The sequence below is a fragment of the Paraburkholderia sp. BL23I1N1 genome, from assembly GCF_003610295.1.
Lineage (GTDB): Bacteria > Pseudomonadota > Gammaproteobacteria > Burkholderiales > Burkholderiaceae > Paraburkholderia.
Genome location: NZ_RAPV01000002.1, coordinates 986,981 through 1,013,160 on the forward strand (window position 1 = coordinate 986,981; position 26,180 = coordinate 1,013,160).

Here is a 26,180-nt window from a genome sequence, read left to right on the forward strand (position 1 = left end):
ATGACATCCGCCGCGCAGTTCACCAGCCTTCCGTTGCAGATCGCGATCACGACCGGCGAGCCTGCCGGCGTCGGCCCCGAGCTGACCGCGCAGGCGCTGGCGGGCGCGGCGGCGCATTGGCCGGGCGCACAGTTCACCGTGCTGGGCGATGCGGATTTGCTGGCTGAGCGCGCGCACGCGGTAGGCGTCGATTGGGCCCTGCTGGTGGTGGGCGGCAAGCGCGTGCGGGTGCAGCATCGGCCGCTCGGCGCGCCTTCGCAGGCCGGCAAGCTCGACGCCGCCAATGGCCGCTACGTGCTCGATCTGCTCGACAGCGCAATTGACGGCGCCGTGGCCGGCACGTTCGACGCGATCGTTACCGCGCCGCTGCAAAAAAGCACCATTAATGACGCCGGCGTGCCGTTCACCGGCCACACGGAATATCTGGCCGAGCGCACGCACACGCCGCGCGTGGTGATGATGCTGGCCGGCACCGGCAAGCGCCCGTTGCGCGTCGCGCTCGCTACCACGCATCTGCCGCTCAAAGACGTCTCCGCCGCGCTGACGATCGACGGTATCGTCGAGACGCTGCGCATCATCGATGACGATCTGCGCCACCACTTTGGCTTGCCCGCGCCGCGCATCCTCGTGACGGGTTTGAATCCGCATGCGGGCGAAAACGGTTATCTGGGCCGCGAGGAAATCGAGGTGATTTCCCCGGCACTGAAGCTCGCGAACGAACAAGGCATCGACGCGCCTGGCCCCTATCCGGCGGACACTTTGTTTCAGCCGCGTTATCTGGAGCAGGCCGACTGCGTGCTGGCGATGTTCCACGATCAGGGCCTGCCGGTATTGAAGTACGCGACGTTCGGCGAAGGCATCAACATCACGCTCGGCTTGCCGATCATCCGCACTTCGGTCGATCACGGCACCGCGCTCGATCTGGCCGGCACCGGCCGTGCCGACGCCGGCAGTCTGATCGCCGCGATCGATACGGCGGTTTCGATGGCGCAGCACCGCCGCGCGGGCTGATCCAGCCTTCGCGAGAGCGGCGGCGTACGCGCTTCTTGCCGGTCGCCGCTCGCTGTATTCGCGTTCGTTGCGCGTTTTCCTGGTTTGTTGCCGGGTTGTTCCTATCTTTAAGCAGTTCTCTTTCAAAGCGTTTCTTCGATGTCCACCAGCAGACAGCAGCAGGGCCGGCACCAGGGCCATATCGCGCGCAAGCGTTTCGGACAGAATTTTCTGGTGGATATGGGCGTGATCGATTCGATCGTCGACGTGATCCGGCCGCAGCGCGGCGAGCGCATGGTCGAGATCGGGCCGGGGCTTGGCGCGCTCACCGAACCGCTGATCGAGCGTCTGGCGACACCCGACGCGCCGTTGCACGCGGTCGAACTGGATCGCGATCTGATTGGCCGTCTCAAGACAAAATTCGGCGACCTGCTCGAGTTGCATGCGGGCGATGCGCTCGCGTTCGACTTCGGCACGCTGGCGGCGCCGGGTGAGAAAGCGTCGCTGCGCATTGTCGGCAATCTGCCGTACAACATTTCGAGCCCGTTGCTGTTCCATCTGACCACGTTCGCGCATCGCGTGATCGACCAGCATTTCATGCTGCAGAACGAAGTGGTCGATCGCATGGTGGCGGAGCCGGGCACCAAGGCGTTCAGCCGCCTCTCGGTGATGCTGCAATACCGCTACGTGATCGACAAGCAACTCGACGTGCCGCCCGAAGCATTCAACCCGCCGCCGAAGGTTGATTCGGCGATCGTGCGGATGATCCCGTACGAACTGCATGAATTGCCGGCAGTGGACGAGCGCGTGCTCGGCGAGGTGGTCACGGCCGCCTTCTCGCAACGGCGCAAGATGCTGCGCAATACGTTGGCCGCATTTCGTGATGCGGTGGATTTCGAGGCGCTAGGGTTTGATCTGCAACGCCGCGCCGAAGATGTGCCGGTGGCCGAATATGTGCGCGTGGCGCAGATTGTGGCGGCTTCGCCGGCGCGCGGCGCCGCGGCTGCGGAGACCGGCGACGCCTGAGTCTCACGCCTTAAGCCTTGAAGGAAAGCGCGCTGCGTTCAGCGGCGCGCTTAAAAAATCACCTCGCCTAAGCTGCAACCCGCTTCACCGGCGCATTGACCAGCGCAATGCCGGTCAGCACCAGCACGGCGGCCATCAGAAAGCGCAGGCTGAACGACTCGCCGAGCAACAGCACGCCGAAGGTCACGCCGAACAAGGGCGTCAGGAACGAGAACACCGACAGGCGCGACGCGATGTAACGCGTCAACAGCCAGAACCACACCAGATAGCTGACGAACGCCACGATCACGGCCTGATACGCGAGGCTCATCACCGCCAGTGGCGTGACGGTTTCCACGCGGGCCTGACCGAGTCCCAACGCGAGCGCGAGCAGGACCACCGCCGACACCGTCAATTGATAGAACAGCGTCTTGCTGGCGCTCGAATAGGCGAGGCGCGTGGCGCGCACCACCACGGTGGTCGCGGCCCACGCGATGCCGGCCAGCACGCCGAGCGCGTCACCGGCGACGCCCTTCAGGGTCGAGCCCTGCGCCGCATGACCGTGCAGGAAACCGTCGGCGAACGCCAGCGCCATCCCCGAAAACGCCGCCAGGATGCCGAGCCATTGAGTGCGCCGAATCCGTTCTCCGGCGACGAACCAGTGCAGCCCGAGCGCCGTAAAGCACGGTGCGGTGTACAGAAAGACCGCCATGCGCGAGGCGCTGGTTAGCGTCAGGCCGAGAAAAATGCACACGAATTCCCCGGCGAACAGCACGCCTGCAAGCAGGCCCGCGCCTAATGTTCCGTCGTCGCGAAAGAGCGGGGTGCCGCGCGAGCGCGCCCAGCCCCAGACCAGCACAGCCGCGATTGCCGAGCGCAGCCCCGCCTGGAATACCGGCGGCAATGCCGCGTTGGTGCTCTTGATCGCGACTTGCTGGAGTCCCCAGACTGCGCACAAGCCGATCATGAGCAGGATGGCGAAGCTGTCCAGGGCGCGGCGCGCGGGGAGGGCGGTGGTGCTCATGGGTTTCGTGGGATGGCGATGATAGGTCATACGATATCAAACCCGTCCGCCCCGCCATGCGATGACCCCACCGCCTACGCGTGCTTCTTACAAGCTGCAAGCGCCTTCGACGGCAGAACAACACTTACGTCAGTCTATTTTCTTACTGCGCGGTTTCGCGCTAAGGTTCACCCACGCGCATTTCGTCAGTTGATTCAGGCAGCCTGCATTGGCCCTCATGCAAGGTTCCACTGAGGACGCAGCTCCGTGCCTGTCGATTTGCGCAGCCTCAAATGAGCAGCGTGCCGGTACTTTGCATCAGGCGTGGCGGTGTCGATATATCCGTGAAAAGCGGGAATCTGTATGAGGAGACGGAATGAAGAACGTAAGCAGGTGGGCGATGGCTGCAGTGCCCGCAGCGTTGGCATGCCAGATGGCCCATGCCCAATCGAGCGTGACGCTCTATGGCGTGATCGACGAGAGCGTGCGGTATCTGACCCACGCCAACCGGGCCGGCGATTCGTCGATCGCGCTCGGCAGCGGCGGCATGACGGAGAGCCGCTGGGGCATCAGGGGCGTCGAGGATCTGGGCGGCGGCTGGTCGACGTTCTTCAAACTCGAAAACCGTTTCTACATGAATACCGGTCAGAGCGATCCCACCTTGCCGTTCTTCAACGAAGCGCAAGTGGGCGTGCGCTCGGATTCCTATGGTCAGGTGATCTTCGGTCGTCAGTACAACGTGATGATCGAGGGCATTACCATCGGCGGCTATGGCAGCAATATCTGGATTCCGTACGATTTCAGCTTCCAGCCGGAAGTAACGATGACCGGCGGTATCTGGACCAGCAACCAGGTGCAGTATCAGGCGAAATATAACGGTTTCCATATAGCCGCCGGCTATGCATTCGGTGGCAACGCGGGCAATTCGTACGGCAGCCAGATCGGCGTGGCGGCGGCTTACGCGCCGGGCGGCCCGTTCACTTTCGGCGGCGCGTATCAGGAGTCGAAAGATTCGGTCAACGGCGCAGCCGCGAAAGCGTGGACTTTCGGCGGGTCGTACACCTGGAATTTCACGCGGTTCTCGGTCGGCTATATCGTCGATCAGAACGACGCCGGCTTTTCGAATTTCGCCAACGGGCCGTTCACCGCGCCCGCGTTGACCGCGCTTAAGTACACCGACTTTTCGCGGCGTCGCATGATCATGGGCGGAATCATGCAGCAGGTCGGCACCGCGTGGCACTTCGCTGCGAACGTCTGGCGCACGCTGCAGGACGGCAAGACCGCCGCGCAGGACGGTTCGGCATGGCAATACCAACTGGTCGCCGACTACAACCTGTCGAGGCGTACCGATATCTATCTGGAAGGCGATTACGCGCTATACCGGGGCGATCTGATCGGCGCGCAATTGCAGGGCGTCAACGGTATCGGGCTTGCGCAGAAGGGCAGCCAGATCGGCCTGATGGCCGGCGTGCGGCATCAATTCTGAGCTGCCGGGCACTTACCAACTCCAGCGAGCGCCCAGGTTGCCTTCCACCGTGCTGCGGTGCTCGCCGTTCACGTTCATGGCGTAGCCCGCCGTGGCAAGCCTCACCCAGCCGCGCCTTCCATGCGCCGCTTCGACCGTTGTGGGTCGATCAAAGCGAAACCCGCCGCGCCGACGATCAGCAGCAATGTGCCGGTTACCGCGAAGCCGATTTCATAGCCACGTGCGTCGCCAGTTGCGCTGAGCAGCTTGCCCATCGCGACGGGTCCGATCAGTCCGGCGGTCGTGACGATCGAGTTGGTGACCGCGAGCAGAGCCCCGCGTCGCACCGTCGGCGCGACTTCGGCGACCAGCATCGGACCGAAGGTGAACGTCTGGATTGCCAACGCGCTGGCGAGACCCATCAGGGCGATCTTGACGAACGGCGGCGCGCCCAGCAACAGCGAACAGTACGCAAACCCGCTCGCCACGCATGCCGCGCTGATCAGTTTGCCGCGCGCCACCTTCGACGGCACGCCGCGCTTGAGCATTCGATGCGAAATTATTTCGAGCGCGATGCCGAGCGGGATTCGCGCCGCGACTTGCAGCGCGAACAACCAGCCGGCCTGGGTCGCGGCAAAGCCGAGGCCGAGCCGGAAATACGCGGGCACCCAGGTGAAGCCGATCGCGATCACCGCATAGCCGACAAAGCATTGCAGCATCACGCCGATCACCGTGCGGTCGCTCAGCATGCGCCGAAATGGCACCGACGCGACACGCGGGCCGGCCGCCGCGACGGCAAACGCTGGTGATGGGTTGTGCTGACGATTGCCCGTCTTGCCGAGGCACAGCCACAGCACGGTCCAGCCGATACCGACCACGGCGAGCGTGAGAAACGTTGCGTGCCAGTGCCCTTGCTGCGAGATGTAGGTGAGCACCGGTCCCGCGATGATGACGCCCGCCGTTGCCCCTGTTTGAACGATGGCGGTGGGAAGATTGCGCTCGTGGTCGTCGAACCCGGTGTAAACCACATGCAGCGCCAGCGGCGAGGCCGGCCCTTCCCCCGCACCCGGCAAGACGCGGCATAGCAGCAACACGGCAAAGCTGGTCGGCCACGCAAGCGGCAACTGCGCGACCGCCCAGATCAGCGCGAGGCCGGCAAGCAGCCATTTCATGTTGACGCGGTCGGCAATCAGGCCGACGGCGATGCCCGAGATCGAGAACAACAAAAAGAACGCGCTGCCGACGAGGCCGAACTGACCGTGCGTCAATTGCATGTCCTGCATCAGCGGGATCGCGACCAGGCCGAGCACGGGTTTGTCGGCGAAATTGACCAGCATGAACAGGAACAGCGAGGCAACGATTACCCAGCGGCGGCCCTGCGCCTTCTCGTGTGCTTGGGTGGGGTGAGCTGACGCCGTGTCGGCGGTAAGCGCCGCGCAGTGTTTCGTGCTGCTGATGATAGTAGGCAAAGCATGTCTTCAATTCTGGCGCGAGGCGCTGGGTTTTCACCCATTTGAGGTGGTATAACTGAATTGTTCAAGTGCATTCTCGTAATCGGGAGCTTGCAAACTATGCATGAAGTCAATTCCCGCCGCCTTACCCATCTGATCGCGCTTGCCGAGGAAGGCAGTTTTGCGCGCGCCGCGGAGCGGGTTCATCTGAGCCAGCCGGCGTTGAGCCGCAGCATTCAGGCGCTCGAGGAGGAAGTCGGCATGAAGCTGTTCGACCGTGCCGCACGCGGCGTCGCGATGACGGCGGCCGGGCGCTTGCTGGTGGAGCGTGCCCGGCGCGTGCTGTTCGAAACGCGCTGCCTGTTCCGCGACGTCGAATTGCTGAAGGCGCACGAGCTCGGCGAGGTGCGCATCGGCCTCGGGCCCTATGCGGCTGTGGTGCTGTTGCCGGACCTGCTGGTGGAGTTCGCGCGGCGCTTTCCGAAGATCAAGGTGTCGATCGAACTCGGTGAAGGCGATGCGCTGCTCGGCAAGCTGCGCGCCGAACAGATCGACTTTCTCGTTACCGATCGCCGCGTGCCGCCCGTGACGCCCGACGTCACGTTGCAGCGCCTGCCGCGTCACGAGGGCGGCTGGTTCGCGCGGCCGGACCATCCCCTGTTTGCGCGCGACACGGTGCCGCTCGCGGCATTGCGCGAGTTTCCGCTGGTCTCAGTAACATTGCCCGCGTTCATGAAGGACGCCCTGCATCGTCTGCTCAAGTACCGCGCCCATGAGCAGATTCCGCTGCAGATCGAATGCAACGACGTGGCGGTGCTGAAGGACGTCGTTGCGCAGACCGATGCCGTGCTGTTTGCCACGGCGTCCGCGGTGCGGCGCGATCTGGAAACGCGGCGGCTGGCGCGCATCCCGCTAGTCAATCCGCCGCGTCTCGCGCTGGAATTCGCGCTGGTGTATCTGGCCGAGCGCACGCTTTCGCCTGCCGCGTATTCCGCGTTGGGACTCGCCGAACAGGTGATGGAGGACGCCAACCGTGCCGCGCAGGGCCTGCTGCACCCTGACGCATTGGCAACATGAATGGGCCGCCGAAGAGCCGGCTGGAGGATCGCATGATCGGCCCCCGTGATTACCCTGGATGCGGTTGACATAGCGGTCCCAATCGCGGACGATTCGGAATCCAGATTCCGGTTTGCCGTGAGTTCCCCCTTTCTCAAAGCAGCGAACCGAGCCAGAACACCGCATGACGACGACTTCACCACGCAGCCGCGAAACGCAGCCCAGCACCATTGCAGCGCCGCGTCAGACCCGCAGCCAGCAGGGGCTCGTGCGCATGCTGCAAGCCGGGCGCGAACTGATCGAAGCAAGCGGCAATCTCGACGATCTGTCGATCAACGACATTGTCGAGCGCGCGGGTACGTCGATCGGTGCGTTCTATCGGCGCTTCGACAACAAGGACAGCTTCTTCGAGGTCGTTCAGCAAGCGGCGATGGAAGAGGGGCTCGAGCATGTGCGCGAGACCGTCGAGCGTGATCCGGCCTGGCGTTCGAACGATGCAGGCACGCTTGCCGATGCGGTCATTTCGTTTTACGTCGTGACGTTCCGGCGCAATCGCGGGCTGTATCACGCGTCGTTGCTGCAGGCGTCGCAGCACAAAGCCAGGTGGGACGCCGTGAAGTCGACCAATCACGAGGTTCTGGCCATGATCGTGCCGCGTCTCGTCAGCGCGTTGGCGCAGTCGCGCGGCGTCAAGGCCGATCACGATGCTACTCAGGCGCTCGAATTCGAAGTACGCGCCACCTTGCAATTGATTCTCGGCATGCTGGTCAACAGCGTGCTGAACGACCCCGGTCCATTGTCGCTTTCCAGTCGCCAACTGCGCTCGTGGCTGCAAGTCCGGCTGCGCCGTTGTCTCGGCTTACCGGACAGCTGATTTTTTTACCCAAAAACCGGAATAAGAATTCCTATTCCGTTAATCGACGGCCTATTCAGGCGCCGCGCCAATTCTCTTCCGCACAAGCCGATATTCAAGGAGACACCGCATGAGCTCACGTTGCCCGGAACGGGTCCGTAATCCTGCCTTCGACGCGCCGCATATCGGCGAGCCGCTCGACGTCGCGTTCGATGCCAGCGTGAATCTCGCCTTCACCGTCGCCGCACCGACCGTGCCGCTGCGCCTCACCGAACACTCGCGGCGCATGGCGCGGCGTATCTATCGCGTTGCGGACCGCGTGTATTGCGCGGTCGGTTATGCGATCGCGAACATCATCTTCGTGGTGGGCGACGACGGCATCGTGGTCATCGACGCGACCGAGGCGGTGTCCGCCGCGAAACGCATCTATGAGGACTTCTGCGCGATCGATCCGCGGCACGCCGCGCTGCCGGTCAAAGCCGTGGTCTACACGCACAACCACACGGACCACACCGGCGGCGTGCGCGCGTTTGTCGATGAAGCCGCGCTCGAGGCGGGCAGCGTCGAGATCATCGCGCACCGCTCCTTGATGGACACCGTGATCAACAACGCGAACCTCGTGGCGCCGATTCTCGCCACGCGGTCGGCCTATAGCTTCGGCACGCTGCTGCCGCCCGGCGCGACCGGCAAGGTCAACGCGGGCATCGGGCCGGTGCTGATCGCCGAGCCGGCGAGCTTCTTTGCGCCGACTCGCGTGTTCGACAACAAGCTCGACATCGTGCTGGCGGGCGTGCGCTTCGAGTTCCGCTACGCGCCCTCGGAAGCCGACGACGAAATCGTCATGTGGCTGCCCGATCTCGGCGTGCTGCTCTCGGCGGAAGTGATCCAGGGCGAATGTCTCGCGAACGTGCATACGCTACGCGGCACGCGCTACCGCGATCCGGTGCGCTGGTATCAGACGATCGACATGATGCGCGGCTTCAACGCGGTGCATATGGTGCCGGCGCATGGCCGTCCGGTATCGGGTGCGCAGTATGTCGCCGAGGTGCTGTGCGTGTATCGCGACGCCATCCAGTTTATCCACGACCAGACCATTCGCCACATGCACTTCGGCCTGAGTCCGGACGAACTCGCTGAAGCGATTCCCGCGCTGCCGCCGCATCTGGCGGAGCACGCGTGGCTCGGTGAGTACTACGGCACGGTCAAGCATTCGGTGCGACAGGTGTATAGCGGTCAGCTCGGCTGGTTCGATGGCGATCCGGCCTCGCTCGATCCGCTGCCGCGTGTTGAACGTTCGCAACGCATGGTGCAGATGATGGGCGGTGTGGAAGCGGTGCGCGCCGCTGCGCTCGTCGCGTTGGACGACTCGGACTGGCGCTGGGCTGCGGAACTGGCCACGCTGCTGGTGCGCCGCGATAAAACCGACGCCGAAGCGCGCAACATCAAGGCGACCGCATTACGCGAGTTGGGTTACCGCACGGTGAACACCAACTGGCGCAACTGGTATCTGAGCGCGGCGCGCGAACTCGAACACGCCTACGAGGAACTGCCGTTTGGGGGCAGCGCGAGTCTCGCCTCGGTGGATGTGTTGCGCGCTCAGCCGTTGCGCAATGTGTTCCAGCGCTTCAGCGTGAACGTCGATCCGGAACGTTGCGCCGACGTGCAGATGACGCTCGTATTCCGCGTGACGGATCGCAATGAGACCCACGCGCCCGAATTACGGCGTGGCGTCTTGCAGATTCACGAGCGCCCACCTGCGGCGATCGACGTTCAACTCGCGCTGGAAACCGGCACCTTGTACGGCATGATGCGCGACATGGCGACGCAGTTGCCGAAGTGTCTCGAGAGCGGCACAGTCATGCTGGAGCGTGGCACGGTCGAGCAGTTGCGCAGATTCTTCGATTGCTTCGACCGGCCTGCGCGGCGTATGCCTGCGCTGACTGGGCGATAGAAGCAGCGCGGCTCGCATCGGCGTATCGGCACATTGGCGCAGCGGCACATCGTGCATTGGCGCGTCGCGATGCGAAACCCAGGGAGGAGACATGGAAAAAATCTGGTTGAAGTCCTATCCACCGGGCGTCCCGGCGGAGATCGATACTACGCAGTTCAGCTCCGTTGGCGACTTGTTGGAGCGGAGTTTCCAGACACACGCGGCCGAGCGCGCGTTCGTTTGTATGGGCCGTGAGTTGACCTACGGCGAGCTCGATGCGAAGTCGCGTGATCTTGCAGCGTGGTTTCAGTGGCTAGGTCTTGCACGCGGCGCGCGCATTGCCGTGATGCTGCCGAATGTCTTGCAGTATCCGGTGGTCATGGCGGCCATCCTGCGTGCCGGTTACGTGGTGGTGAACGTCAATCCGCCCTACACGCCGCGAGAACTCGAGCATCAGTTGAACGACAGCGGCGCGGAAGCGATCGTGCTGTTCGAACCGTTCGCGAAGACGCTCGAAGCTGTGCAGGCACGCACGTCGATCAGGCATGTCGTGCTGACCTCGATCGGCGAAATGCTCGGTACGGGTCGTCCGGAGATTGCGCACAATGTGCCGCCAACCGCGTGCATTGCGTTGAACGATGCGATCGCGCGTGGTTCGGACGCGGGCCTCACACCCGTCGCGCTCACGCAAAGCGATGTGGCGGTGCTGCAATACACCGGTGGCACCACCGGTGTCTCGAAGGGCGCGACCCTGCTGCACGGCAATCTGATTGCCAACGTCCTGCAATCGGAGTTGTGGCGCGAACCGGTTTATCGCGGACGCACCGATATCAAGCAGTACATCACGGTCGTCGCGCTGCCGCTGTATCACATCTTCGGGCTAACGGTGTGCGGCCTGCTGACGATGCGTTGCTGCGGGCTGGGCATCCTGATTCCGAATCCGCGCGATCTGCCGGGACTGATCAAAGCCTTGCAAGGCTACGCGATCAACTCGTTCCCCGGCGTGAACACCATGTACAACGCGCTGCTGAACGAACCCGACTTCAAAACACTCGACTTTTCGAAGCTGGTGCAATCGAACGGCGGCGGCATGGCGGTGCAGCAAGCCGTCGCGCAACGCTGGCAAGCGCTGACTGGTGTGCCGATCGTCGAAGGTTATGGGTTCTCTGAAACCTCGCCGTGCGCCACCACCAATCTGCCGACATCCACCGTGTTTACCGGGACGGTCGGCTTGCCGCTACCGTCCACGGATATCTCGATTCGTGACGACGCCGGCCGCGAACTACCGCCCGGCGAGCGCGGCGAAATCTGCATTCGCGGACCGCAGGTCATGGCCGGCTACTGGAACCGTCCCGACGAAACCGCGCAGGTGATGACGCCGGACGGCTTCTTCAAATCCGGCGACATCGGCGTGATGACGGAAGCGGGCTTCGTGAAGATCGTCGACCGCAAGAAAGACATGATTCTGGTGTCGGGCTTCAACGTCTATCCGAACGATATCGAGGACGTGGTGGCGAAGCATCCGGGCGTGTTCGAAGTGGTGGCGCCCGGCGTGCCGTACGCGGAATCGGGCGAGGTGGTGAAGCTCTACGTCGTGAAGAAAGACCCGGCGCTCACCGAGGCGGACATTTTCGCGTTCTGCAAGGAACAACTGACGGGTTACAAACGGCCCAAGATCGTCGAGTTCCGCAGCGAATTGCCGAAGACCACCGTCGGCAAGATTTTGCGGCGCAGCTTGCGTGACGAGGTGAAAAGCGCGGGTTGATAGCGGGCGCGCCACGCGTCCCACCGCGTGTGGCGCGCGCTGCAGCGCGGCGTGATTCCGGGTACATTGTCACTCTCGACATCACGCACTTGGGAGTACACGATGCGCCTGCTTCACACCATGCTCCGGGTCGGCGACCTGGACCGTTCGATTGCCTTCTACACCGACATCCTCGGTATGAAACTGCTGCGCCGCGACGACTATCCGGACGGCAAGTTCACCCTGGCCTTCGTCGGCTACACGGACGAGCGCGACGGCACTGTCCTTGAATTGACGCACAACTGGGACACGCCGTCGTATGACCTCGGCAGCGGCTTCGGGCACCTCGCCGTCGAAGTCGAAGACGCGTACACGGCATGTGACAAGATCAAGGCCCAAGGCGGCAAGGTCGTGCGCGAAGCCGGCCCGATGAAACACGGCACCACCGTGATCGCGTTCGTCGAAGATCCGGATGGCTACAAGATCGAGTTCATCCAGAAGAAAAAGTGACGTAAGCGCCGGGCGAGGACAAGCAATGAATAACAGCAATCCCTACTTCAAGGAACTCGACGACATCCACGTCGAAATCCAGGCATTGTTCGACGGCTCCGCGGATCACGGAGCGCTGGACCGCATCATGGCGCGCTTCGCTCCGCAATTCACGCTGGTCATGCCGTCCGGTCTCGCACTCGACCACGCGGGTCTGCGCGCGATTTTCGCGAAGCTGAACGGCGCGCGTCCCGGCTCGCAGATCAGAATCCGCGATATGGAGATCGTGTCCGAGTATCCGTCGGGCGCGGTGGTGAAATATCGCGAGTATCAGCGCGACAACGCGGGCAATGCGAACGTGCGGCGCTCGACCGCGGTGATGGATCTGGACGTGCACGGCAAGGTGACGTGGCGTCACCTGCAGGAAACGTTCTGCACGGAGTGAGCGGTAGGTTTTGGAGGGCCGGGGCTTCGCGTTGAAGCGCCGGCCTTGAGACTTCAAGGCTTCGTGGTTGAAGGCCTCAAAGCGTTGGCAGCAATTCCGGCGGATGCGACTTCAACGTCTGTCGCGCTTCGCGGAATTCCGGAAAAATCGATTCGACCGTTTCCCAGAAGCGCGGGCTGTGATTCATCTCGCGCAGATGCGCGAGCTCGTGCGCCACGACGTAATCGATAATCGACAGCGGGAAGTGGATCAGCCGCCAGTTCAGGCGGATTTTGCCGTCGCTCGAACAACTGCCCCAACGGGTGGCCGCTGAAGAGAGCGCATACGCCCGATAGTTGACGCCGAGCTTCTCCGCGTAAATCGCGAGGCGCTCGCCGAACAGACGTTTTGCCTCGCCTTGCAGCCAGCCTTGCACGCGATCCTTGATTTGCTGCGGGTCGGCTTGCAACGGCAGCGGCACTTGCAGTGCGGCTTCGTCCGCGTTGAACGCCAGCGTGCCTTGCGGCGAGCCGAGCTTCACGCGCACGGGCTGGCCGAGATACGGCACCTCCGCCCCATCTTTCCAGTCCACTTTGGGCAACGCGCGCTGTTCGACGCGCGTTTGCCACTCGATCAGCTTCGTAAAAATCCAGCGCTGCTTTTCGGTGATCGCTGTTTCGATATCGGCGAGCGTGACCCAACGTGGTGCGGTAATCATCAGGCCGGTGCTGTCGATCGCAAAGCCGATCGAGCGGCGTGCCGAACGCTTGAGCGCATAGTGCAGCGTGCGCGAACCGATGGTGAGGCTGCGCAGCTTGGTGCCGTCTGGTGCGAGCGGCACGGCCGGCTGCTGCCCGTTTTGCGAGCCCGCCGACGGTGTGGAGGGTGTTGGGGACGACGACGTCGACCCCGGCTCGGCGAAGAGCGGGAGATCGAGCTGCCGGTTATCGAGCGCCGCAGCGGGCTGCGACGTAGGAGACTTCTGCATCGGATTCGGCTTCGCGCAAATGCGCCTTCGAGGGCGCGGGCGCGTCAGATTGGTGCGGCGGCGGAGGTGCTATCCGCCGCGCGGTACGCAGTAGGATCGATGCGACGCATTTCAGCTTCGATCCACTGTTCGACGCGCGTGTTCACTTCATCGGGCGTGAGCCCCGTGGTCTCGATCGGCTTGCCGATCGACACTGTGACTATACCCGCATATTTGAGAAACGAGTTGCGCGGCCACACACGTCCGGCGTTGTGCGCGATCGGCACGACCGGTGCGCCGGCGGCAATCGCGAAACGCGCGCCGCCGGTTTTGTACTTGCCTTGCTTGCCGGTTGGCGTACGCGTGCCTTCCGGAAACATGATGACCCAGGCGCCTTCCGCCATGCGCGCTTTGCCTTGCTTGATGACCGAGTCGAACGCATACTTGCCTTCCTTGCGATCGATGTGAACCATCTTCAGCAGGCCCAGCGCCCAGCCAAAAAACGGCACATACAGCAGCTCGCGCTTGAACACATAGCACATCGGCCGCGGCATCAGGGCCGGAAACGCCAGCGTTTCCCATGCCGATTGGTGCTTGGAAAGCAGCACGGCCGGACCATCGGGCAGATTCTCGTAGCCCTCGATCTTGTAGCGGATGCCGTTCAACCATCGCGCCGTATGGAGCGTGGCGCGGCACCAGCCGGCCGCCATCCAGTAACGGTTGTCAGCGTGCATGAACGGAAACGCAATGAAGCACGCGATCGCGTACGGCACCGTGAAGAGCAAGAGGTAGATCAGCAGCAGCAGTGAACGAATGAAGCGCATCGGCGTGGTCGGAGAGGGTTAGAGACGCGCGTGACGCGCGTCACTCGTGAGCGTCGGAAAGGAAGTCGAGTGCGAACGCGCGCAAGTCGTCGTGTACGCACGTGCCTTCGGGCAGGCCGCCGGCTGCGAGCGTCTTGCGGCCCTTGCCGGTCAGCACCAGATGTGTCGGATGTCCGAGCGTCGCGCCCGCTTGCAGGTCGCGCATCGCGTCACCGACCACCGGCGTATTCTCCGGATCGACTTCGAAACGTTCGGCGATCATTTTCAGCATGCCGGGCTTCGGCTTGCGGCATTCGCACTGATCCTGCGCCGTATGCGGGCAGAAGAACACCGCGTCGATGCGCCCGCCGACTGCCGCCGCCATGCGATGCATTTTCAGATGCATTGCATTGAGCGCGTTCATATCGAAGAGACCGCGGCCGATGCCCGACTGATTGGTCGCGATAGCCACGCGATAGCCCGCCTGGTTCAGCCGCGCGATCGCTTCGAGCGAACCGGGCAGCGCGACCCATTCGTCCGGCGACTTGATGAACGCGTCGGAATCGACGTTGATCACGCCGTCGCGGTCGAGGATCACCACTTTTTTGGTCGGCATGGCGCGGGGCTCAGGCGGCGAGTCGGGAAATGTCGGCGACGCAATTCATCTGCTGATGCAGCGCGCCGAGCAAAGCCAGACGGTTGGCGCGCAACGCCGGATCTTCGGCGTTGACCATGACGTCGTTGAAGAACGTGTCGACCGGTTCACGCAACGCGGCGAGCGCGGTCAGTGCGCCCGTGTAGTCGCGCACGGCGAGTTGCGATTGCACGCGCGGTGCTACCTGTTCCAGTTGCGCATGCAAGGCTTGTTCCGCCGCTTCGGTCAGCAGCGTAGCCTGCACGCCGCCGTTCGCCGCGCCTTCCGACTTCTTCAGAATGTTCGAGATGCGCTTGTTGGCCGCCGCGAGCGAGGCCGCTTCCGGCAGCGCCGCGAACTCGCGCACGGCATCCAGGCGCGCGACGATGTCGTCGAGGCGCGTCGGGTTCAGTGCCAGCACCGCGTCGATTTCGCCCGGCGCGTAGCCGCGCTCACGCAGCAAACCGCGCAGACGGTCCATGCTGAATTCGTAGATCGCCTGAGTCGAATCAGCCACGCCCGGCACGGCGGCGAATTGCGCGTAGGCAGTGCGAAGCAGTTCGACCAGGTCGACCGGCATTTGCTTCTCGACCAGAATCCGCAGCACGCCGAGCGCATGACGGCGCAGCGCGAACGGGTCTTTCTCGCCGGTCGGTTGCAGGCCGATGCCCCAGATGCCGACCAGCGTTTCGAGCTTGTCGGCGAGCGCGACGACCGTGCCGGTTGTCGTGGCCGGCAATGCATCGCCGGAGAAACGCGGCTGATAGTGTTCCGAGCACGCCAGCGCAACTTCTTCCGGCTCGCCGTCGTGGCGCGCGTAATACGTGCCCATCGTGCCTTGCAGCTCGGGGAATTCGCCGACCATGTCGGTGATCAGGTCAGCCTTGGCGAGGCGCGCGGCGCGCTTGGCCAAGGCGACATCTGCGCCGATCAGCGAGGCAATTCCACCCGCCAGCCCTTCGACGCGCTCGACGCGTTGCAGCGCCGAACCCAGCTTGTTGTGATACACGACGTTGGCGAGCAGCGGCACGCGGTCGGCGAGCGGCTTCTTCTTGTCCTGCTCGAAGAAGAACTTGGCATCAGCCAGGCGCGGACGCACCACGCGTTCATTACCTTCAACAATATCGCCCGGCGTTTTGGTTTCGATATTCGACACGATCAGGAAGCGCGAGCGCAGCTTGCCGTTCGCATCCGTCAACGCGAAGTATTTCTGGTTCGTCTGCATCGTCAGGATCAGGCATTCCTGCGGTACTTGCAGGAATTCGTCCTCGAAACGGCAGGCGTAGACCACCGGCCATTCGACCAGCGAATTCACTTCGTCCAGCAGCGATTCCGGCATCACGACCTGATCGCCGTCGGCTTGCGCGAGCAGATGCGTGCGGATGGTTTCTTTGCGGTCGGCGAAATTCGCGATCACACGGCCCTTGTGCATCAGCGTCTCGGCATAGGCATCCGCGTGCTGGATCTGCACGAAGCCTTCGGACAGGAAGCGATGGCCGAGCGTGGTGTCGTCGGCATCGACGCCGAGCGCCGTGACCGGCACGACCTGTTCGCCGTGCAACGTGGTCAGGCGATGCACCGGCCGCACGAACTGCACATTGGTGCCGTCCGGGCGTTGATACGTCATGACCTTCGGGATCGGCAGCTTGGCGAGCGTTTCGTCGAGCGTGGTTTGCAGGCCTTCGGCGAGCGCGGCGCCCGGCGCGGCATAGCGCAGGAAGAAGGCTTCGGCCTTACCGTCCTGCGCGCGTTCCAGGTCGTTCACCGAGAAATCGGGGAAGCCGAGCGCGGCCAGTTTCTTGGCGAGCGGCGCGGTGGGCTGGCCGTCTTTATCGAGCGCGACCGAAACCGGCAGCACTTTTTCGCGCACGTGTTTTTCCGGCGCGACCGAACGCACGTTCCTGATCGTGACGGCGAGGCGGCGCGGCGTGGCATAACGTTCGAACGACAGTTCGCCTTCGACCAGATCGCGCGCCGCGAGGCGCTGCGCAATGCCTTCGGCGAACGCGTCGCCCAGACGCGCGAGCGCTTTCGGCGGCAGTTCTTCGGTCAGCAGCTCGACGAGCAGGGTAGCTTGATGGGGTTGAGTCATTTCTTGATGTTCTCGTCAGTCCTGGTCGATCTTGCGTTCGACTTTCAGCGGCGGCGCCCACGCGGGCATTGCGGCATCCTGTGCGTCGGTGGTCAGGCCGGGCACGCCGTGCACCGGATTGCCGAGCATCGGGAAGCCGAGCTTTTCGCGCGAGTCGTAGTAAGCCTGTGCGACCAGACGCGACAGCGCGCGAATCCGGCCGATATACGCTGCGCGTTCCGTGACGGAAATCGCGCCGCGGGCGTCCAGCAGGTTGAACGTGTGGCCGGCCTTCAGCACCAGCTCATAAGCGGGCAGCGCGATCTGTGCGTCGATCATGCGCTTGGCTTCTGCTTCGTAGCTGTTGAAGAACGTGAACAGCAGATCGACGTTCGCATGCTCGAAGTTGTAGGTCGACTGTTCGACCTCGTTCTGGTGATACACGTCGCCGTAAGTCAGGCGACGGAGTTCCGGGCCGTTCGGGCCTTGCTCTTCCCACTCGGTCCAGACCAGGTCGTACACGTTCTCGACCTTCTGCAGATACATGGCCAGACGTTCGAGACCGTAGGTGATTTCACCCAGCACCGGCTTGCAATCCAGACCGCCGACTTGCTGGAAGTAGGTGAACTGGGTTACTTCCATGCCGTTCAGCCACACTTCCCAGCCGAGACCCCAGGCGCCGAGCGTGGGGTTTTCCCAGTCGTCTTCGACAAAACGCACGTCGTTCTGCTTCAGGTCGAAACCGAGCGCTTCCAGCGAGCCGAGGTACAGATCGAGAATGTTTTCCGGCGCCGGCTTCAGCACGACCTGGTACTGGTAGTAATGCTGCAGGCGGTTCGGGTTCTCACCATAGCGGCCGTCTTTCGGTCGGCGCGACGGCTGCACATAGGCGGCTCGCCACGGTTCCGGACCGATCGCGCGCAGGAAGGTGTGGACGTGGGACGTGCCCGCGCCGACTTCCATGTCGATTGGCTGGAGCAACGCGCAACCCTGCTTATCCCAGTAGGACTGCAGTGTCAGGATGATTTGCTGAAACGTGAGCATGAAGTGCCTTTCGGGCATAGGGCCGCGCCGCAAACGCCGGAGCGCGCGAGCTGGCCGTGGAGCGAAGTGCTAAACCGTAGATTTTAACGGAAAGGGAGGGGGGTGTCCGTTTTGGTGGGGGTGGGGGTGGGCGAGGGGCGTGCGGGTGGGGTGTGGCGGGTTGGTGGGTGTTGTCCATTGCGACGGTGCGAGTAGATGCAGATGTGCGACGTGGGGGCAGCGTGGGCTTGATCCGGACGCGTTTGCGGTTGGTGATTTTGTGTGTCGAAGCCTTGATTCAAGTCGCAGATTTTTATCTTCACCAAATTTGACACAAAGGAAGTTGTCGTAGGGCTCAGCTTTCGATATCTTTGGATGATATTAAGTAAACCTTACTGTTTTGTGGGGGTGTCGATGACAGCTGTCGATTCATGTGAGTGGGTTGTTTCCTTCTTGTCGTCCTGCGTGCGCTCGACCTTGCTGAGGCGGTTTGCTTTGAGTTGTGGGGTCATCTCTTGCGCGGTTTCGCCGGTGCTCGCGCACGCAGATGACATCACCTATGGATACGATGCACTGAGCCGTCTCACGTCTGTAACGGTCGCGGGCGCCACCGCGTATTACGACTATGACGCGGCCGGCAACATCACAGCGATCCGGCGGCAGGGGGCTCTGTCTGCAGCAGTGCCCGTAGGTAACGCGGGTTCCTTGCATGCATCGGATGCCGGTAAGCCGTCGGCTTTGCATCTATCGACTCAGGCAAGTTCACGCTAAGCCTTCGCGGTCGATTTCCTCCCAGTCTTTTTTCAGGCCTTTATGCGATCCATTGATGCCTTCGCGGTGCGTCGCGCGCTACCGCGCCCGTTCGTGCTGTTGTCGTGGTTTGTCGCGCCACATGCACACGCGGAAAGTTGCGGCGAACAGTATGCCGCTGCCGGTGCCTATCCGGGCGATCGCGCCTGCGTGATGAAGGCATTAACAGGTCGGCGTGGCATGGCCTGCTATCCCAATAACCTCATTGACGCTTACTGTGCCGGCGATTCCCCCGGGCGGCACAGACGAGTCACTGTCGCCCGATGATGGCGGCAGCAGTGACGGCGACGGTCTTGACGGCAATTCGGGCGGTGGGGGTGGTTCAGGCAGTGGTGCTGGCGGCGGCGGTCCAGGTCGTGCAGGCGCCGATGCGAACGGCGGCGGATGTGCGGGCGACGCTACGGCAGGGTGTGGAAGCAGTACGTCGGGTGGCGATCCGGTGAAGCTTTACACTGGCCAGTTCCATCTGGTCGCGCACGATCTGCGTGTCGCCGACACGATCGCGCTGGATCTCGCACGGGTCTACCGAAGCAGTGCCTATTATCCCTCCGGCAAGCCCATGGCCGGCATCTTCGGTGTTGGGGCGACGTTGGCCTACGATAGCTACCTGACGTTGAGCGCTGAAGACGGCAATGGCGTGCGGCAACGCATCGAATTGCGCTTGCCAGGCGGTGTTCGTATTCCGTTCACCGCACGTTCTGGCAGCACCACGATCTGGGACGACCTGACGAGCCCGGGCGACTACTACCGAGCCACGATCACCAACGGCGACCGTAACGGTACGAGCAAGGTCCTCACCCTGCGCGACGGACGCGTGCGGCGCTTCACGATGGTCAATGGCCTGTACCGGTTGAGCAGCGTGCAGGACCGCAACGGCAACACGGTATCGGTCGCGCGTGACGCCAACACGGGGGGCATCACCAGCATCACCGGCCCGAACGGCCGTGCGCTGACGTTCGCCTCTATCATCGGTGGCCGCGGCGCGCCGTTGATCTCGCACGTGACCGACCCGCTGAACAGGCAAGTCAACTATGCGTACGACAGCCAGGACCGCCTGACCCAGGTGACGGATGCGGGTGTTGGTGTGTGGAAATACAGCTGGGACAGCAAGTCGCGACTGATGAGTGTCACCGACCCGGAAGGTAATCTCCAGGTCACGAACACCTACGACGATAACGACCGCGTCACGTTCCAGAAGCTCGCTGATGGTAGCGCGTTCGGCTTCGCGTACACATTCACGGACGGCAAGGTCTCGCAGACCGAAGTGACAGACCGGCGCGGCAGCATCCGGCGCCTCGAGTTCGACGCGAATGGGCGGGTCGTGCGTAACACGTATCCCGCCGGCCAGCCGATGGAGCAGGTGCAGACCTTCATGTACGACCCGAACGGGCGCATGACGAACCTCACGGCGACCGATCGTCAGTACACGTACGGCTACGACACGAACGGCAACCGGATCAGCGCGGCTGATCAGTACGGCACACTGGTCACGCGCACTTTCGACAACTACAGCCAGTTGTTGACCGAAGCGCAGGCAGGCGACCCGCAGCGGGGCGTGAGCACCGTCTACACGTACGACCCGAAGGGCAACCTGCTGACGGTCATGGACCGGCTGGCGAACCGTACCACGCTGACGAACGACAGCCAGGGGCGTCCGCTTACGGTGACTGATGCGCTCAAGGGCGTGACGCGTTACACGTACACCGGCGCCGACCTGACAAGTGTCACTGATCCGCTCAATCGCACGACAGAGTACACGGCGGATGCAGCAGGCCGCGTGACAGCAGTGCAGGATCCACTGGGCAACAAGACGAAACGCACGCTCGATGCGCTGGACCGCACCACCGACATTACCGATGCCTTGGGCGGCGTGACCCGTTTTACGTGGGACGGCAACGGCCATCTGCTGAGCCAGGTGGATCCGAACGGCGTCACGACGCGCTACACGTACAACGCGATCGGCCGTCCAGTGAATAAAACGGACGCGTTAGGCCACAGCGAGACCTACACGTGGAACAGCGCGGGGCAACTGGCCACGGCGACCGACCGCAAGGGCCAGGTAACGACGTACTCCTACGACACGGCGGGTCGAGCGCGGCAGAGCGATTTTCAACCCGCTGCCAGTGCGCCCGCTACCCGAAGCTGGCACTACGGCTGGGACAACACGCTCGACAAACTGACCGGTTTGGATGACTACGGTCCGAGTCAGCGCGGAAGTGCCGAGGCCGACCAGCCCATTGGGACCACGCTTGTCTACTACGACAGCGTCACGGGCAAGTTGATCCGCACCTTCGACTGGCCAACCCTGCAGGGGATATGGACGTACCGCTATGCAGCGGACAGCCGCGACCTAGTCGGAATCGACATGGATCGCGCCAGGGTGAACTACAGCCACGACGCCGAACACCGGGTCACACAGATTTCCTTTCGGAACTTGAAACGATCGGACTCAGTCTCATCGGGCAGGTCCTCGATCATTTTCACTAGCAATGAGCGAACGTGCACTTCGGCTTCCGCAAACGATCCTTTAAAGTCGAACGCAATAGCTCCACTGCCGAAACGGAGGTTGTTTGCATCCTGTATCAGTTGGCACCCGTACACGAAGGTGCCATCGCCGCGTGCATAAACGCTGAAGCTCACGGTATACGTCAAGCCACGCGAGTTCTGACGCATGTATCGAAACGTGTGATCGAAGTGTGCTTCAAGTTCATTCATGATTGCTCCATCAGCGGGTCTGTTTAGAGCTTGACTGTATACAAGACCCCTGATTATCTCGTGGAAGCTCTGTCGGCTAACCGCTCAAACTCATCAACGCATGCGCCGCGGAATCCGTCACCTCGACAAACCCATCAATCTCCATCTCCAGTTCCCGCGGCAGTGCGAGCATATTGCACGACAGCAACCTGCCGTAGATATTCTCCGCGCGCCCAAAGAAATTGCCCGGGTTGAACAGCGGCGGCAAATGCCACCACAACCGGTATTCCTACGACCACAACTACTCAATCAACGCCTGCGACCGATCAAGCCGGTCGTTTTCCACGTAAATCACCGGTCGCGAACGGGCGATGGTTTCCTCCGCGCCCAGCAGTGCATTCAACTCGAACCCTTCCACGTCGAGTTTCAGCGGCCCCACGGTATGCGAGCGCAGTACATCGTCCAGCCGCACGCACGGAACCGGGAGCGTATTCGCCGCTGCCTCTGTCTGCATCGACACGCCGCCAAAGTTGCCCGGCGCGTCATAATCGGGCCGCGCAAAATGCAGCGTTCCCGCAGCCGCCCCACACGCATACGGCCAGGCCAGTACATTGCGCACACCGTTGGCCGCGAGATTCGCACAGAGGTTCTGAAAGATCACCGGCTGCGGTTCGAAAGCGACCAGCACCTGGCGGCGCGCCTGCGCCTCATGAGCCAGCATGATCGTATGCACGCCGATATTCGCACCGACTTCCACGACGATGCCTGGCTGCACCAGCAACTGTCGCAACACAGCCGATTCGAGTTCGCAGCATTCACCATATTCGATGATTGCGCGGCCGAGATAGAAATCGTTCGGATTGGCGAGCATCCAGCCATGACGGGTCTGGACGAGTTGCGTGTGCTCGCCGAGCGGCAGCGGAAAAGAAGAAGGCGTAGCCATGGACATTGAGCGGGAAAAAGATCACGCCAATGTACGGTCCGCCACTGTCCTTGTATATAAGAGGCGCTCTTAAGGATTCTTATTTTTCTGCAAGAACTTGTCGTCAAAATCTAGGACTGAGGCGGCGATCGATTCGCGAATCCATCGCCGCCTCAGCCAGACTACGTCGCGGCCAGTTCGACTTTTGGCGCAAACGATTCGCTTTGCGCCATAGGCCAATATTTCTCGTACAGGGTGTAGCGATAGTTGCCGTTCAGCAGATCGTTCGGTTCGAGATACTTCAGCAGCTCGGACATCAAGCGCACTTCATGCGACGACACGCGCCGCACGATGTGATGCGCGCGCAATTCCGCCGGATGCTTGAGCCCCGCGGCCTGAATGATTTCCTTCAGCGCATGCAGCGTGTTGTGATGGAAGTTGAAGACACGGTCGGCCTTGTCCGGCACCACCAAAGCGCGCTGACGCACCGGGTCCTGCGTCGCCACACCGGTCGGGCAACGGCCGGTGTGGCAGGTCTGCGCCTGGATGCAACCCACTGCGAACATGAAGCCACGCGCGGCGTTGACCCAATCCGCGCCGATCGCGAGCGTCTTCGTGATGTCGAATGCGGTAATCATCTTGCCGCTCGCGCCGATGCGAATGCGCTGACGCAAGCCGATGCCAACCAGCGTGTTGTGCACCAGCAGCAGGCCTTCCTGCAACGGCACGCCGACGTGATCGGTGAACTCCAGTGGCGCCGCGCCCGTGCCGCCCTCCGCACCGTCAACCACGATGAAGTCCGGCAGAATGCCCGTTTCCAGCATCGCCTTCGCAATGCCGAAGAATTCCCACGGATGCCCGATGCACAGCTTGAACCCGGTCGGCTTGCCGCCAGACAGCGTGCGCAAACGGTCGACGAATTCGAGCAGGCTGCGCGGCGACGAGAATTCAGAGTGGGTGGCAGGCGAGATGCAATCGCGACCCATCGGCACGCCGCGCGTCTCCGCAATTTCGGGCGTGATCTTGGCGGCCGGCAGCACGCCGCCGTGACCGGGTTTCGCCCCTTGCGAGAGCTTCACCTCGATCATCTTCACTTGCGGCACGGCGGCCTGCTTCGCGAACTTCTCCGCGCTGAAAGTGCCGTCGTCGTTGCGGCAGCCGAAGTAGCCCGAAGCGATTTCCCAGATGATGTCGCCGCCATGCTCGCGGTGGTATTTCGACATCGAACCTTCGCCCGTGTCGTGCGCGAAATTGCCTTTCTTCGCGCCGAGGTTCAGCGCCATGATCGCGTTCGCCGACAACGAGCCGAAGCTCATCGCGGAGACGTTGAAGATCGACATCGAATAAGGCTGTGCGCGGTCGGGGCCGACTACGAGCCGGAAGTCGTGGTTATCGAGCTTTGTCGGCGCGAGCGAGTGGCTGATCCATTCGTGCGCGACGGCTTTGACGTCGAGTTCCGTGCCATACGGGCGGCTATCCACGTCGTTCTTCGCGCGCTGATAGACGATGCTGCGTTGCGCGCGCGAGAACGGTTTCTCGTCGGTATCGTCCTCGACGAAATACTGGCGGATTTCCGGGCGGATGAATTCGAACAGGAAGCGGAAGTGACCCCACAGCGGATAGTTGCGCAGAATCGCGTGGCGGTCCTGCGTCAGGTCGAACAGACCGAGCGCGACGAGTGCCACCGGCACGATGATCCAGAACCAGGAAACGTGATGCGTCGCGGCGAGTACTGCACAGGCTGCGAGCAGAACGACTGCGCACCACATCGCCAGATAACGTCGAGAAAACATGGGGACTCCAGTGCAGTGAGGATCGTCGACGCTGTCGGCGCAGACGGAATCCGCCGTGAAGGGAAACGAACAACTGCTTGTTATGGTGAAGCTAGCTGCGGCTCGAATGTGAAACGTGTAGGTGAAGCGTGACGTCTGAAGCTTGAAGTTGAGGCCTGCATGTGAAGCGCGTGCGGCGGCGCCAGGGTGTTGCCGCACGATCAAACGCATGGTTCAACGGGCGGTCAGCAACGCTGCTTTTTGCGGCTGGCGCGCCGTTGGCTGCCCGGTCACCGCGTGTTCGATGATGCCGCCGCCGAGACACACGTCGCCATCGTAGAGCACCGCCGATTGCCCCGGTGTGACAGCCCATTGGGCGTCGTCGAAATTCAGTTCGAAGAGGCCTTCGCCGACACCTGCGGCGCTGGCCGCCGCGCCGAAGGAGCACGGCGCATCCGCTTGCCGATAGCGGGTTTTCGCGCCGCAAGCGAAGCCTTCAGCCGGCGGCTCGCCCGCGACCCAGCTGGTATTACCCGCGCTCAACGTATGGCTTAGCAGCCACGGATGGTCGTGGCCTTGCGCAACATACAGCGTGTTCGACGCAATATCCTTGCCGGCGACGAACCACGGCTCGCCGCTGCCGTCCTTGCTGCCGCCGAGGCCGATGCCCTTGCGCTGGCCGAACGTGTAGAACGCGAGGCCGATGTGTTCGCCGATCACTTTGCCGTCGGTGGTTTTCATCGGACCGGGTTGGGTCGGCAGATAGCGGTTCAGGAAGTCGCGGAACGGCCGTTCGCCAATAAAGCAGATACCGGTCGAATCCTTCTTCTTCGCGTTCGGCAGCGCGATCTGTTCAGCGATCTCGCGGACTTTGGTTTTCGGAATCTCGCCGAGCGGAAACAGCGTCTTCGACAACTGCGCCTGGTTCAGCCGATGCAGGAAGTACGACTGGTCTTTCGTATGATCGAAGGCCTTCATCAGTTCGAAGCGGCCGTTGTTCTCGCGCACGCGCGCATAGTGGCCGGTCGCGATGGTTTCCGCGCCGAGCGACATCGCGTGATCGAGGAAGGCCTTGAACTTGATTTCGGCGTTGCACAGCACGTCGGGATTCGGCGTGCGGCCGGCCGAGTATTCGCGGAGGAATTCGGCGAACACGCGGTCTTTGTACTCGGCGGCGAAGTTGACCGCCTCGACGTCGATGCCGATCAGGTCCGCCACCGACACGACGTCGATCCAGTCCTGCCGCGTCGAGCAGTACTCGCTGTCGTCATCGTCTTCCCAGTTTTTCATGAACAGGCCGACCACGTCGTAGCCCTGTTCCTTCAGCAGCCACGCGGTAACCGACGAATCGACGCCGCCCGACATGCCTACTACGACTTTCTGCTTGCTCATAAGGTGCTCACTGGGTGCTGCGTGACTTCATTGATCGTGGGTTGACCGTGTTGCCTGGCCGCTCGTGACGGGTTGGGCCCGGCTGTGTCTGCTTAAACCTGTTTGCGCCCGACCGAATGCGTGTGCACGAAGTCGAGCGGGAAACGCCGTCCGGCGAGGTAATCGTCGAGACATTGCATGACGAGCGGCGTGCGGTGCCGTTCAGGGCAGGCGCGCAATTCGTCGGCGCTCATCCACAGCGTGCGGACGATCTCGGGATCGAGCGCGCGCTCAAGATCCGCTTCGCCGTTCGTGCCGCAATAGGTGAAGCGCAGATACGTCACGCCCTCACTGCCGGGTCGCTCGAAATGCGTCATATACATGCCGACCAGCGCCTCGGGCGTGAACGGATGCGCGGTTTCTTCGAGCGTCTCGCGGATCACCGCGTCCAGAAGCGTTTCGCCCGCTTCCAGGTGCCCGGCGGGCTGATTCAGGCGCAGGCCGTCGGCGGTATGTTCCTCGACAACGAGAAAACGCCCGTCACGCTCGACGATGGCCGCAACGGTGACGTGCGGCAGCCAAGTTTCCGGTTTCATGGGTGCGCATTTTACCGTTTATAGGCCTTTGCTGCCGGGAAGCAGGCGACCGGCTGCGGGCGACCGGCCGTGAGCTGGGCCGACGGTTGATAAGGCGTCCTGCCGGG

At 62.6% G+C, this 26,180-nt stretch carries 23 protein-coding genes; 11 read left to right on the forward strand and 12 right to left on the reverse strand.

The window, feature by feature from the left end; all coding sequences use genetic code 11:
- Positions 1-1,011: a 4-hydroxythreonine-4-phosphate dehydrogenase PdxA gene (pdxA, locus tag B0G76_RS37100; RefSeq protein ID WP_120297672.1), complete on the forward strand. Its 1,011-nt coding sequence runs from the start codon at positions 1-3 to the stop codon at positions 1,009-1,011.
- Positions 1,012-1,149: 138 nt separating this feature from the next.
- The gene (gene rsmA, locus B0G76_RS37105; protein WP_120297673.1) at positions 1,150-2,016 is read left to right on the forward strand and encodes a 16S rRNA (adenine(1518)-N(6)/adenine(1519)-N(6))-dimethyltransferase RsmA; all 867 of its coding nucleotides are present in this window, start codon (positions 1,150-1,152) and stop codon (positions 2,014-2,016) included.
- 67 nt (positions 2,017-2,083) lie between these two features.
- Here the strand turns inward: rsmA and B0G76_RS37110 are convergent, their stop codons facing one another.
- Positions 2,084-3,019: a DMT family transporter gene (locus B0G76_RS37110; protein ID WP_120298077.1), complete on the reverse strand. Its 936-nt coding sequence runs from the start codon at positions 3,017-3,019 to the stop codon at positions 2,084-2,086.
- Positions 3,020-3,374: 355 nt separating this feature from the next.
- Here B0G76_RS37110 and B0G76_RS37115 point away from each other — a divergent pair, with 355 nt between their 5' ends.
- A complete protein-coding gene (locus B0G76_RS37115; RefSeq protein WP_120297674.1) occupies positions 3,375-4,484 on the forward strand; it encodes a porin in 1,110 nt (369 codons plus the stop codon).
- 101 nt (positions 4,485-4,585) lie between these two features.
- On the opposite strand, the gene B0G76_RS37120 is transcribed toward B0G76_RS37115, so the two are convergent.
- Complete coding sequence (locus B0G76_RS37120; protein ID WP_120297675.1) at positions 4,586-5,932, reverse strand: MFS transporter; 1,347 nt, start codon at positions 5,930-5,932, stop codon at positions 4,586-4,588.
- Positions 5,933-6,034: 102 nt separating this feature from the next.
- On the opposite strand from B0G76_RS37120, the gene B0G76_RS37125 reads away from it, so the two are divergent.
- From B0G76_RS37125 to B0G76_RS37150, 6 genes are all read left to right on the forward strand, one after another.
- Entirely contained in the window at positions 6,035-6,991 is a 957-nt protein-coding gene (locus tag B0G76_RS37125) for a LysR family transcriptional regulator (RefSeq protein WP_120297676.1), read from the forward strand.
- Between the two features lie 163 nt (positions 6,992-7,154).
- Positions 7,155-7,844, forward strand: a complete 690-nt coding sequence (locus tag B0G76_RS37130) for a TetR/AcrR family transcriptional regulator (RefSeq protein WP_120297677.1) — start codon at positions 7,155-7,157, stop codon at positions 7,842-7,844.
- Between the two features lie 109 nt (positions 7,845-7,953).
- Positions 7,954-9,774, forward strand: coding sequence for an alkyl sulfatase dimerization domain-containing protein (locus B0G76_RS37135; protein ID WP_120297678.1), 1,821 nt, complete (start codon positions 7,954-7,956; stop codon positions 9,772-9,774).
- Positions 9,775-9,865: 91 nt separating this feature from the next.
- A complete protein-coding gene (locus B0G76_RS37140; protein WP_120297679.1) occupies positions 9,866-11,518 on the forward strand; it encodes a long-chain-fatty-acid--CoA ligase in 1,653 nt (550 codons plus the stop codon).
- A 102-nt stretch (positions 11,519-11,620) separates the two neighbouring features.
- Positions 11,621-12,007, forward strand: coding sequence for a lactoylglutathione lyase (gene gloA, locus B0G76_RS37145; RefSeq protein WP_120297680.1), 387 nt, complete (start codon positions 11,621-11,623; stop codon positions 12,005-12,007).
- A gap of 25 nt (positions 12,008-12,032) precedes the next feature.
- Positions 12,033-12,431, forward strand: a complete 399-nt coding sequence (locus B0G76_RS37150) for a hypothetical protein (protein WP_120297681.1) — start codon at positions 12,033-12,035, stop codon at positions 12,429-12,431.
- Between the two features lie 76 nt (positions 12,432-12,507).
- Here B0G76_RS37150 and B0G76_RS37155 read toward each other — a convergent pair whose 3' ends face one another.
- The 5 genes from B0G76_RS37155 to glyQ are packed head-to-tail and all read right to left on the reverse strand — an operon-like array spanning position 12,508 to position 17,929.
- Complete coding sequence (locus B0G76_RS37155; protein ID WP_120297682.1) at positions 12,508-13,398, reverse strand: M48 family metallopeptidase; 891 nt, start codon at positions 13,396-13,398, stop codon at positions 12,508-12,510.
- Between the two features lie 44 nt (positions 13,399-13,442).
- A complete protein-coding gene (locus tag B0G76_RS37160; RefSeq protein WP_120297683.1) occupies positions 13,443-14,201 on the reverse strand; it encodes a 1-acyl-sn-glycerol-3-phosphate acyltransferase in 759 nt (252 codons plus the stop codon).
- Between the two features lie 40 nt (positions 14,202-14,241).
- Positions 14,242-14,796, reverse strand: coding sequence for a D-glycero-beta-D-manno-heptose 1,7-bisphosphate 7-phosphatase (gene gmhB / locus B0G76_RS37165; protein WP_120297684.1), 555 nt, complete (start codon positions 14,794-14,796; stop codon positions 14,242-14,244).
- A 10-nt stretch (positions 14,797-14,806) separates the two neighbouring features.
- Positions 14,807-16,906, reverse strand: coding sequence for a glycine--tRNA ligase subunit beta (glyS, locus tag B0G76_RS37170; protein ID WP_120297685.1), 2,100 nt, complete (start codon positions 16,904-16,906; stop codon positions 14,807-14,809).
- A 15-nt stretch (positions 16,907-16,921) separates the two neighbouring features.
- The gene (glyQ, locus tag B0G76_RS37175; RefSeq protein ID WP_120297686.1) at positions 16,922-17,929 is read right to left on the reverse strand and encodes a glycine--tRNA ligase subunit alpha; all 1,008 of its coding nucleotides are present in this window, start codon (positions 17,927-17,929) and stop codon (positions 16,922-16,924) included.
- Positions 17,930-19,011: 1,082 nt separating this feature from the next.
- Here glyQ and B0G76_RS44405 point away from each other — a divergent pair.
- Both B0G76_RS44405 and B0G76_RS37185 read left to right on the forward strand, forming a co-directional pair.
- On the forward strand, positions 19,012-19,161 hold the full coding sequence (locus B0G76_RS44405; RefSeq protein WP_259460931.1) for a hypothetical protein: 150 nt from the start codon (positions 19,012-19,014) through the stop codon (positions 19,159-19,161).
- Positions 19,158-21,344, forward strand: a complete 2,187-nt coding sequence (locus B0G76_RS37185) for a hypothetical protein (RefSeq protein WP_259460932.1) — start codon at positions 19,158-19,160, stop codon at positions 21,342-21,344. Before B0G76_RS44405 ends, B0G76_RS37185 begins: the two co-directional genes overlap by 4 nt.
- 165 nt (positions 21,345-21,509) lie before the next feature.
- Here the strand turns inward: B0G76_RS37185 and B0G76_RS37190 are convergent, their stop codons facing one another.
- From B0G76_RS37190 to B0G76_RS37210, 5 genes are all read right to left on the reverse strand, one after another.
- Complete coding sequence (locus tag B0G76_RS37190; RefSeq protein WP_120297688.1) at positions 21,510-21,692, reverse strand: hypothetical protein; 183 nt, start codon at positions 21,690-21,692, stop codon at positions 21,510-21,512.
- A gap of 21 nt (positions 21,693-21,713) precedes the next feature.
- Complete coding sequence (locus tag B0G76_RS37195) at positions 21,714-22,355, reverse strand: FkbM family methyltransferase (RefSeq protein WP_183082287.1); 642 nt, start codon at positions 22,353-22,355, stop codon at positions 21,714-21,716.
- Between the two features lie 161 nt (positions 22,356-22,516).
- Positions 22,517-24,127 carry an FMN-binding glutamate synthase family protein gene (locus B0G76_RS37200; protein ID WP_120297690.1) on the reverse strand — a complete coding sequence of 537 codons (1,611 nt, stop codon included), beginning with the start codon at positions 24,125-24,127 and terminating at the stop codon, positions 22,517-22,519.
- A 213-nt stretch (positions 24,128-24,340) separates the two neighbouring features.
- Positions 24,341-25,498, reverse strand: coding sequence for a tRNA 2-thiouridine(34) synthase MnmA (gene mnmA / locus B0G76_RS37205; RefSeq protein ID WP_120297691.1), 1,158 nt, complete (start codon positions 25,496-25,498; stop codon positions 24,341-24,343).
- A 92-nt stretch (positions 25,499-25,590) separates the two neighbouring features.
- Positions 25,591-26,073, reverse strand: a complete 483-nt coding sequence (locus tag B0G76_RS37210) for an NUDIX hydrolase (RefSeq protein WP_120297692.1) — start codon at positions 26,071-26,073, stop codon at positions 25,591-25,593.
- Between the last annotated feature and the right edge of the window lie 107 nt (positions 26,074-26,180).

What these genes read in the sequence shown, in the direction of transcription:
- pdxA (WP_120297672.1), top strand. Translation starts at nt 1, where the DNA reads ATGACATCCGCCGCGCAGTTCACCAGCCTTCCGTTGCAGATCGCGATC.
- rsmA (WP_120297673.1), top strand. Translation starts at nt 1,150, where the DNA reads ATGTCCACCAGCAGACAGCAGCAGGGCCGGCACCAGGGCCATATCGCG.
- B0G76_RS37110 (WP_120298077.1), bottom strand. Translation starts at nt 3,019, where the DNA reads ATGAGCACCACCGCCCTCCCCGCGCGCCGCGCCCTGGACAGCTTCGCC.
- B0G76_RS37115 (WP_120297674.1), top strand. Translation starts at nt 3,375, where the DNA reads ATGAAGAACGTAAGCAGGTGGGCGATGGCTGCAGTGCCCGCAGCGTTG.
- B0G76_RS37125 (WP_120297676.1), top strand. Translation starts at nt 6,035, where the DNA reads ATGCATGAAGTCAATTCCCGCCGCCTTACCCATCTGATCGCGCTTGCC.
- B0G76_RS37130 (WP_120297677.1), top strand. Translation starts at nt 7,155, where the DNA reads ATGACGACGACTTCACCACGCAGCCGCGAAACGCAGCCCAGCACCATT.
- B0G76_RS37135 (WP_120297678.1), top strand. Translation starts at nt 7,954, where the DNA reads ATGAGCTCACGTTGCCCGGAACGGGTCCGTAATCCTGCCTTCGACGCG.
- B0G76_RS37140 (WP_120297679.1), top strand. Translation starts at nt 9,866, where the DNA reads ATGGAAAAAATCTGGTTGAAGTCCTATCCACCGGGCGTCCCGGCGGAG.
- gloA (WP_120297680.1), top strand. Translation starts at nt 11,621, where the DNA reads ATGCGCCTGCTTCACACCATGCTCCGGGTCGGCGACCTGGACCGTTCG.
- B0G76_RS37150 (WP_120297681.1), top strand. Translation starts at nt 12,033, where the DNA reads ATGAATAACAGCAATCCCTACTTCAAGGAACTCGACGACATCCACGTC.
- B0G76_RS37155 (WP_120297682.1), bottom strand. Translation starts at nt 13,398, where the DNA reads ATGCAGAAGTCTCCTACGTCGCAGCCCGCTGCGGCGCTCGATAACCGG.
- B0G76_RS37160 (WP_120297683.1), bottom strand. Translation starts at nt 14,201, where the DNA reads ATGCGCTTCATTCGTTCACTGCTGCTGCTGATCTACCTCTTGCTCTTC.
- gmhB (WP_120297684.1), bottom strand. Translation starts at nt 14,796, where the DNA reads ATGCCGACCAAAAAAGTGGTGATCCTCGACCGCGACGGCGTGATCAAC.
- glyS (WP_120297685.1), bottom strand. Translation starts at nt 16,906, where the DNA reads ATGACTCAACCCCATCAAGCTACCCTGCTCGTCGAGCTGCTGACCGAA.
- glyQ (WP_120297686.1), bottom strand. Translation starts at nt 17,929, where the DNA reads ATGCTCACGTTTCAGCAAATCATCCTGACACTGCAGTCCTACTGGGAT.
- B0G76_RS37195 (WP_183082287.1), bottom strand. Translation starts at nt 22,355, where the DNA reads ATGGCTACGCCTTCTTCTTTTCCGCTGCCGCTCGGCGAGCACACGCAA.
- B0G76_RS37200 (WP_120297690.1), bottom strand. Translation starts at nt 24,127, where the DNA reads ATGTTTTCTCGACGTTATCTGGCGATGTGGTGCGCAGTCGTTCTGCTC.
- mnmA (WP_120297691.1), bottom strand. Translation starts at nt 25,498, where the DNA reads ATGAGCAAGCAGAAAGTCGTAGTAGGCATGTCGGGCGGCGTCGATTCG.
- B0G76_RS37210 (WP_120297692.1), bottom strand. Translation starts at nt 26,073, where the DNA reads ATGAAACCGGAAACTTGGCTGCCGCACGTCACCGTTGCGGCCATCGTC.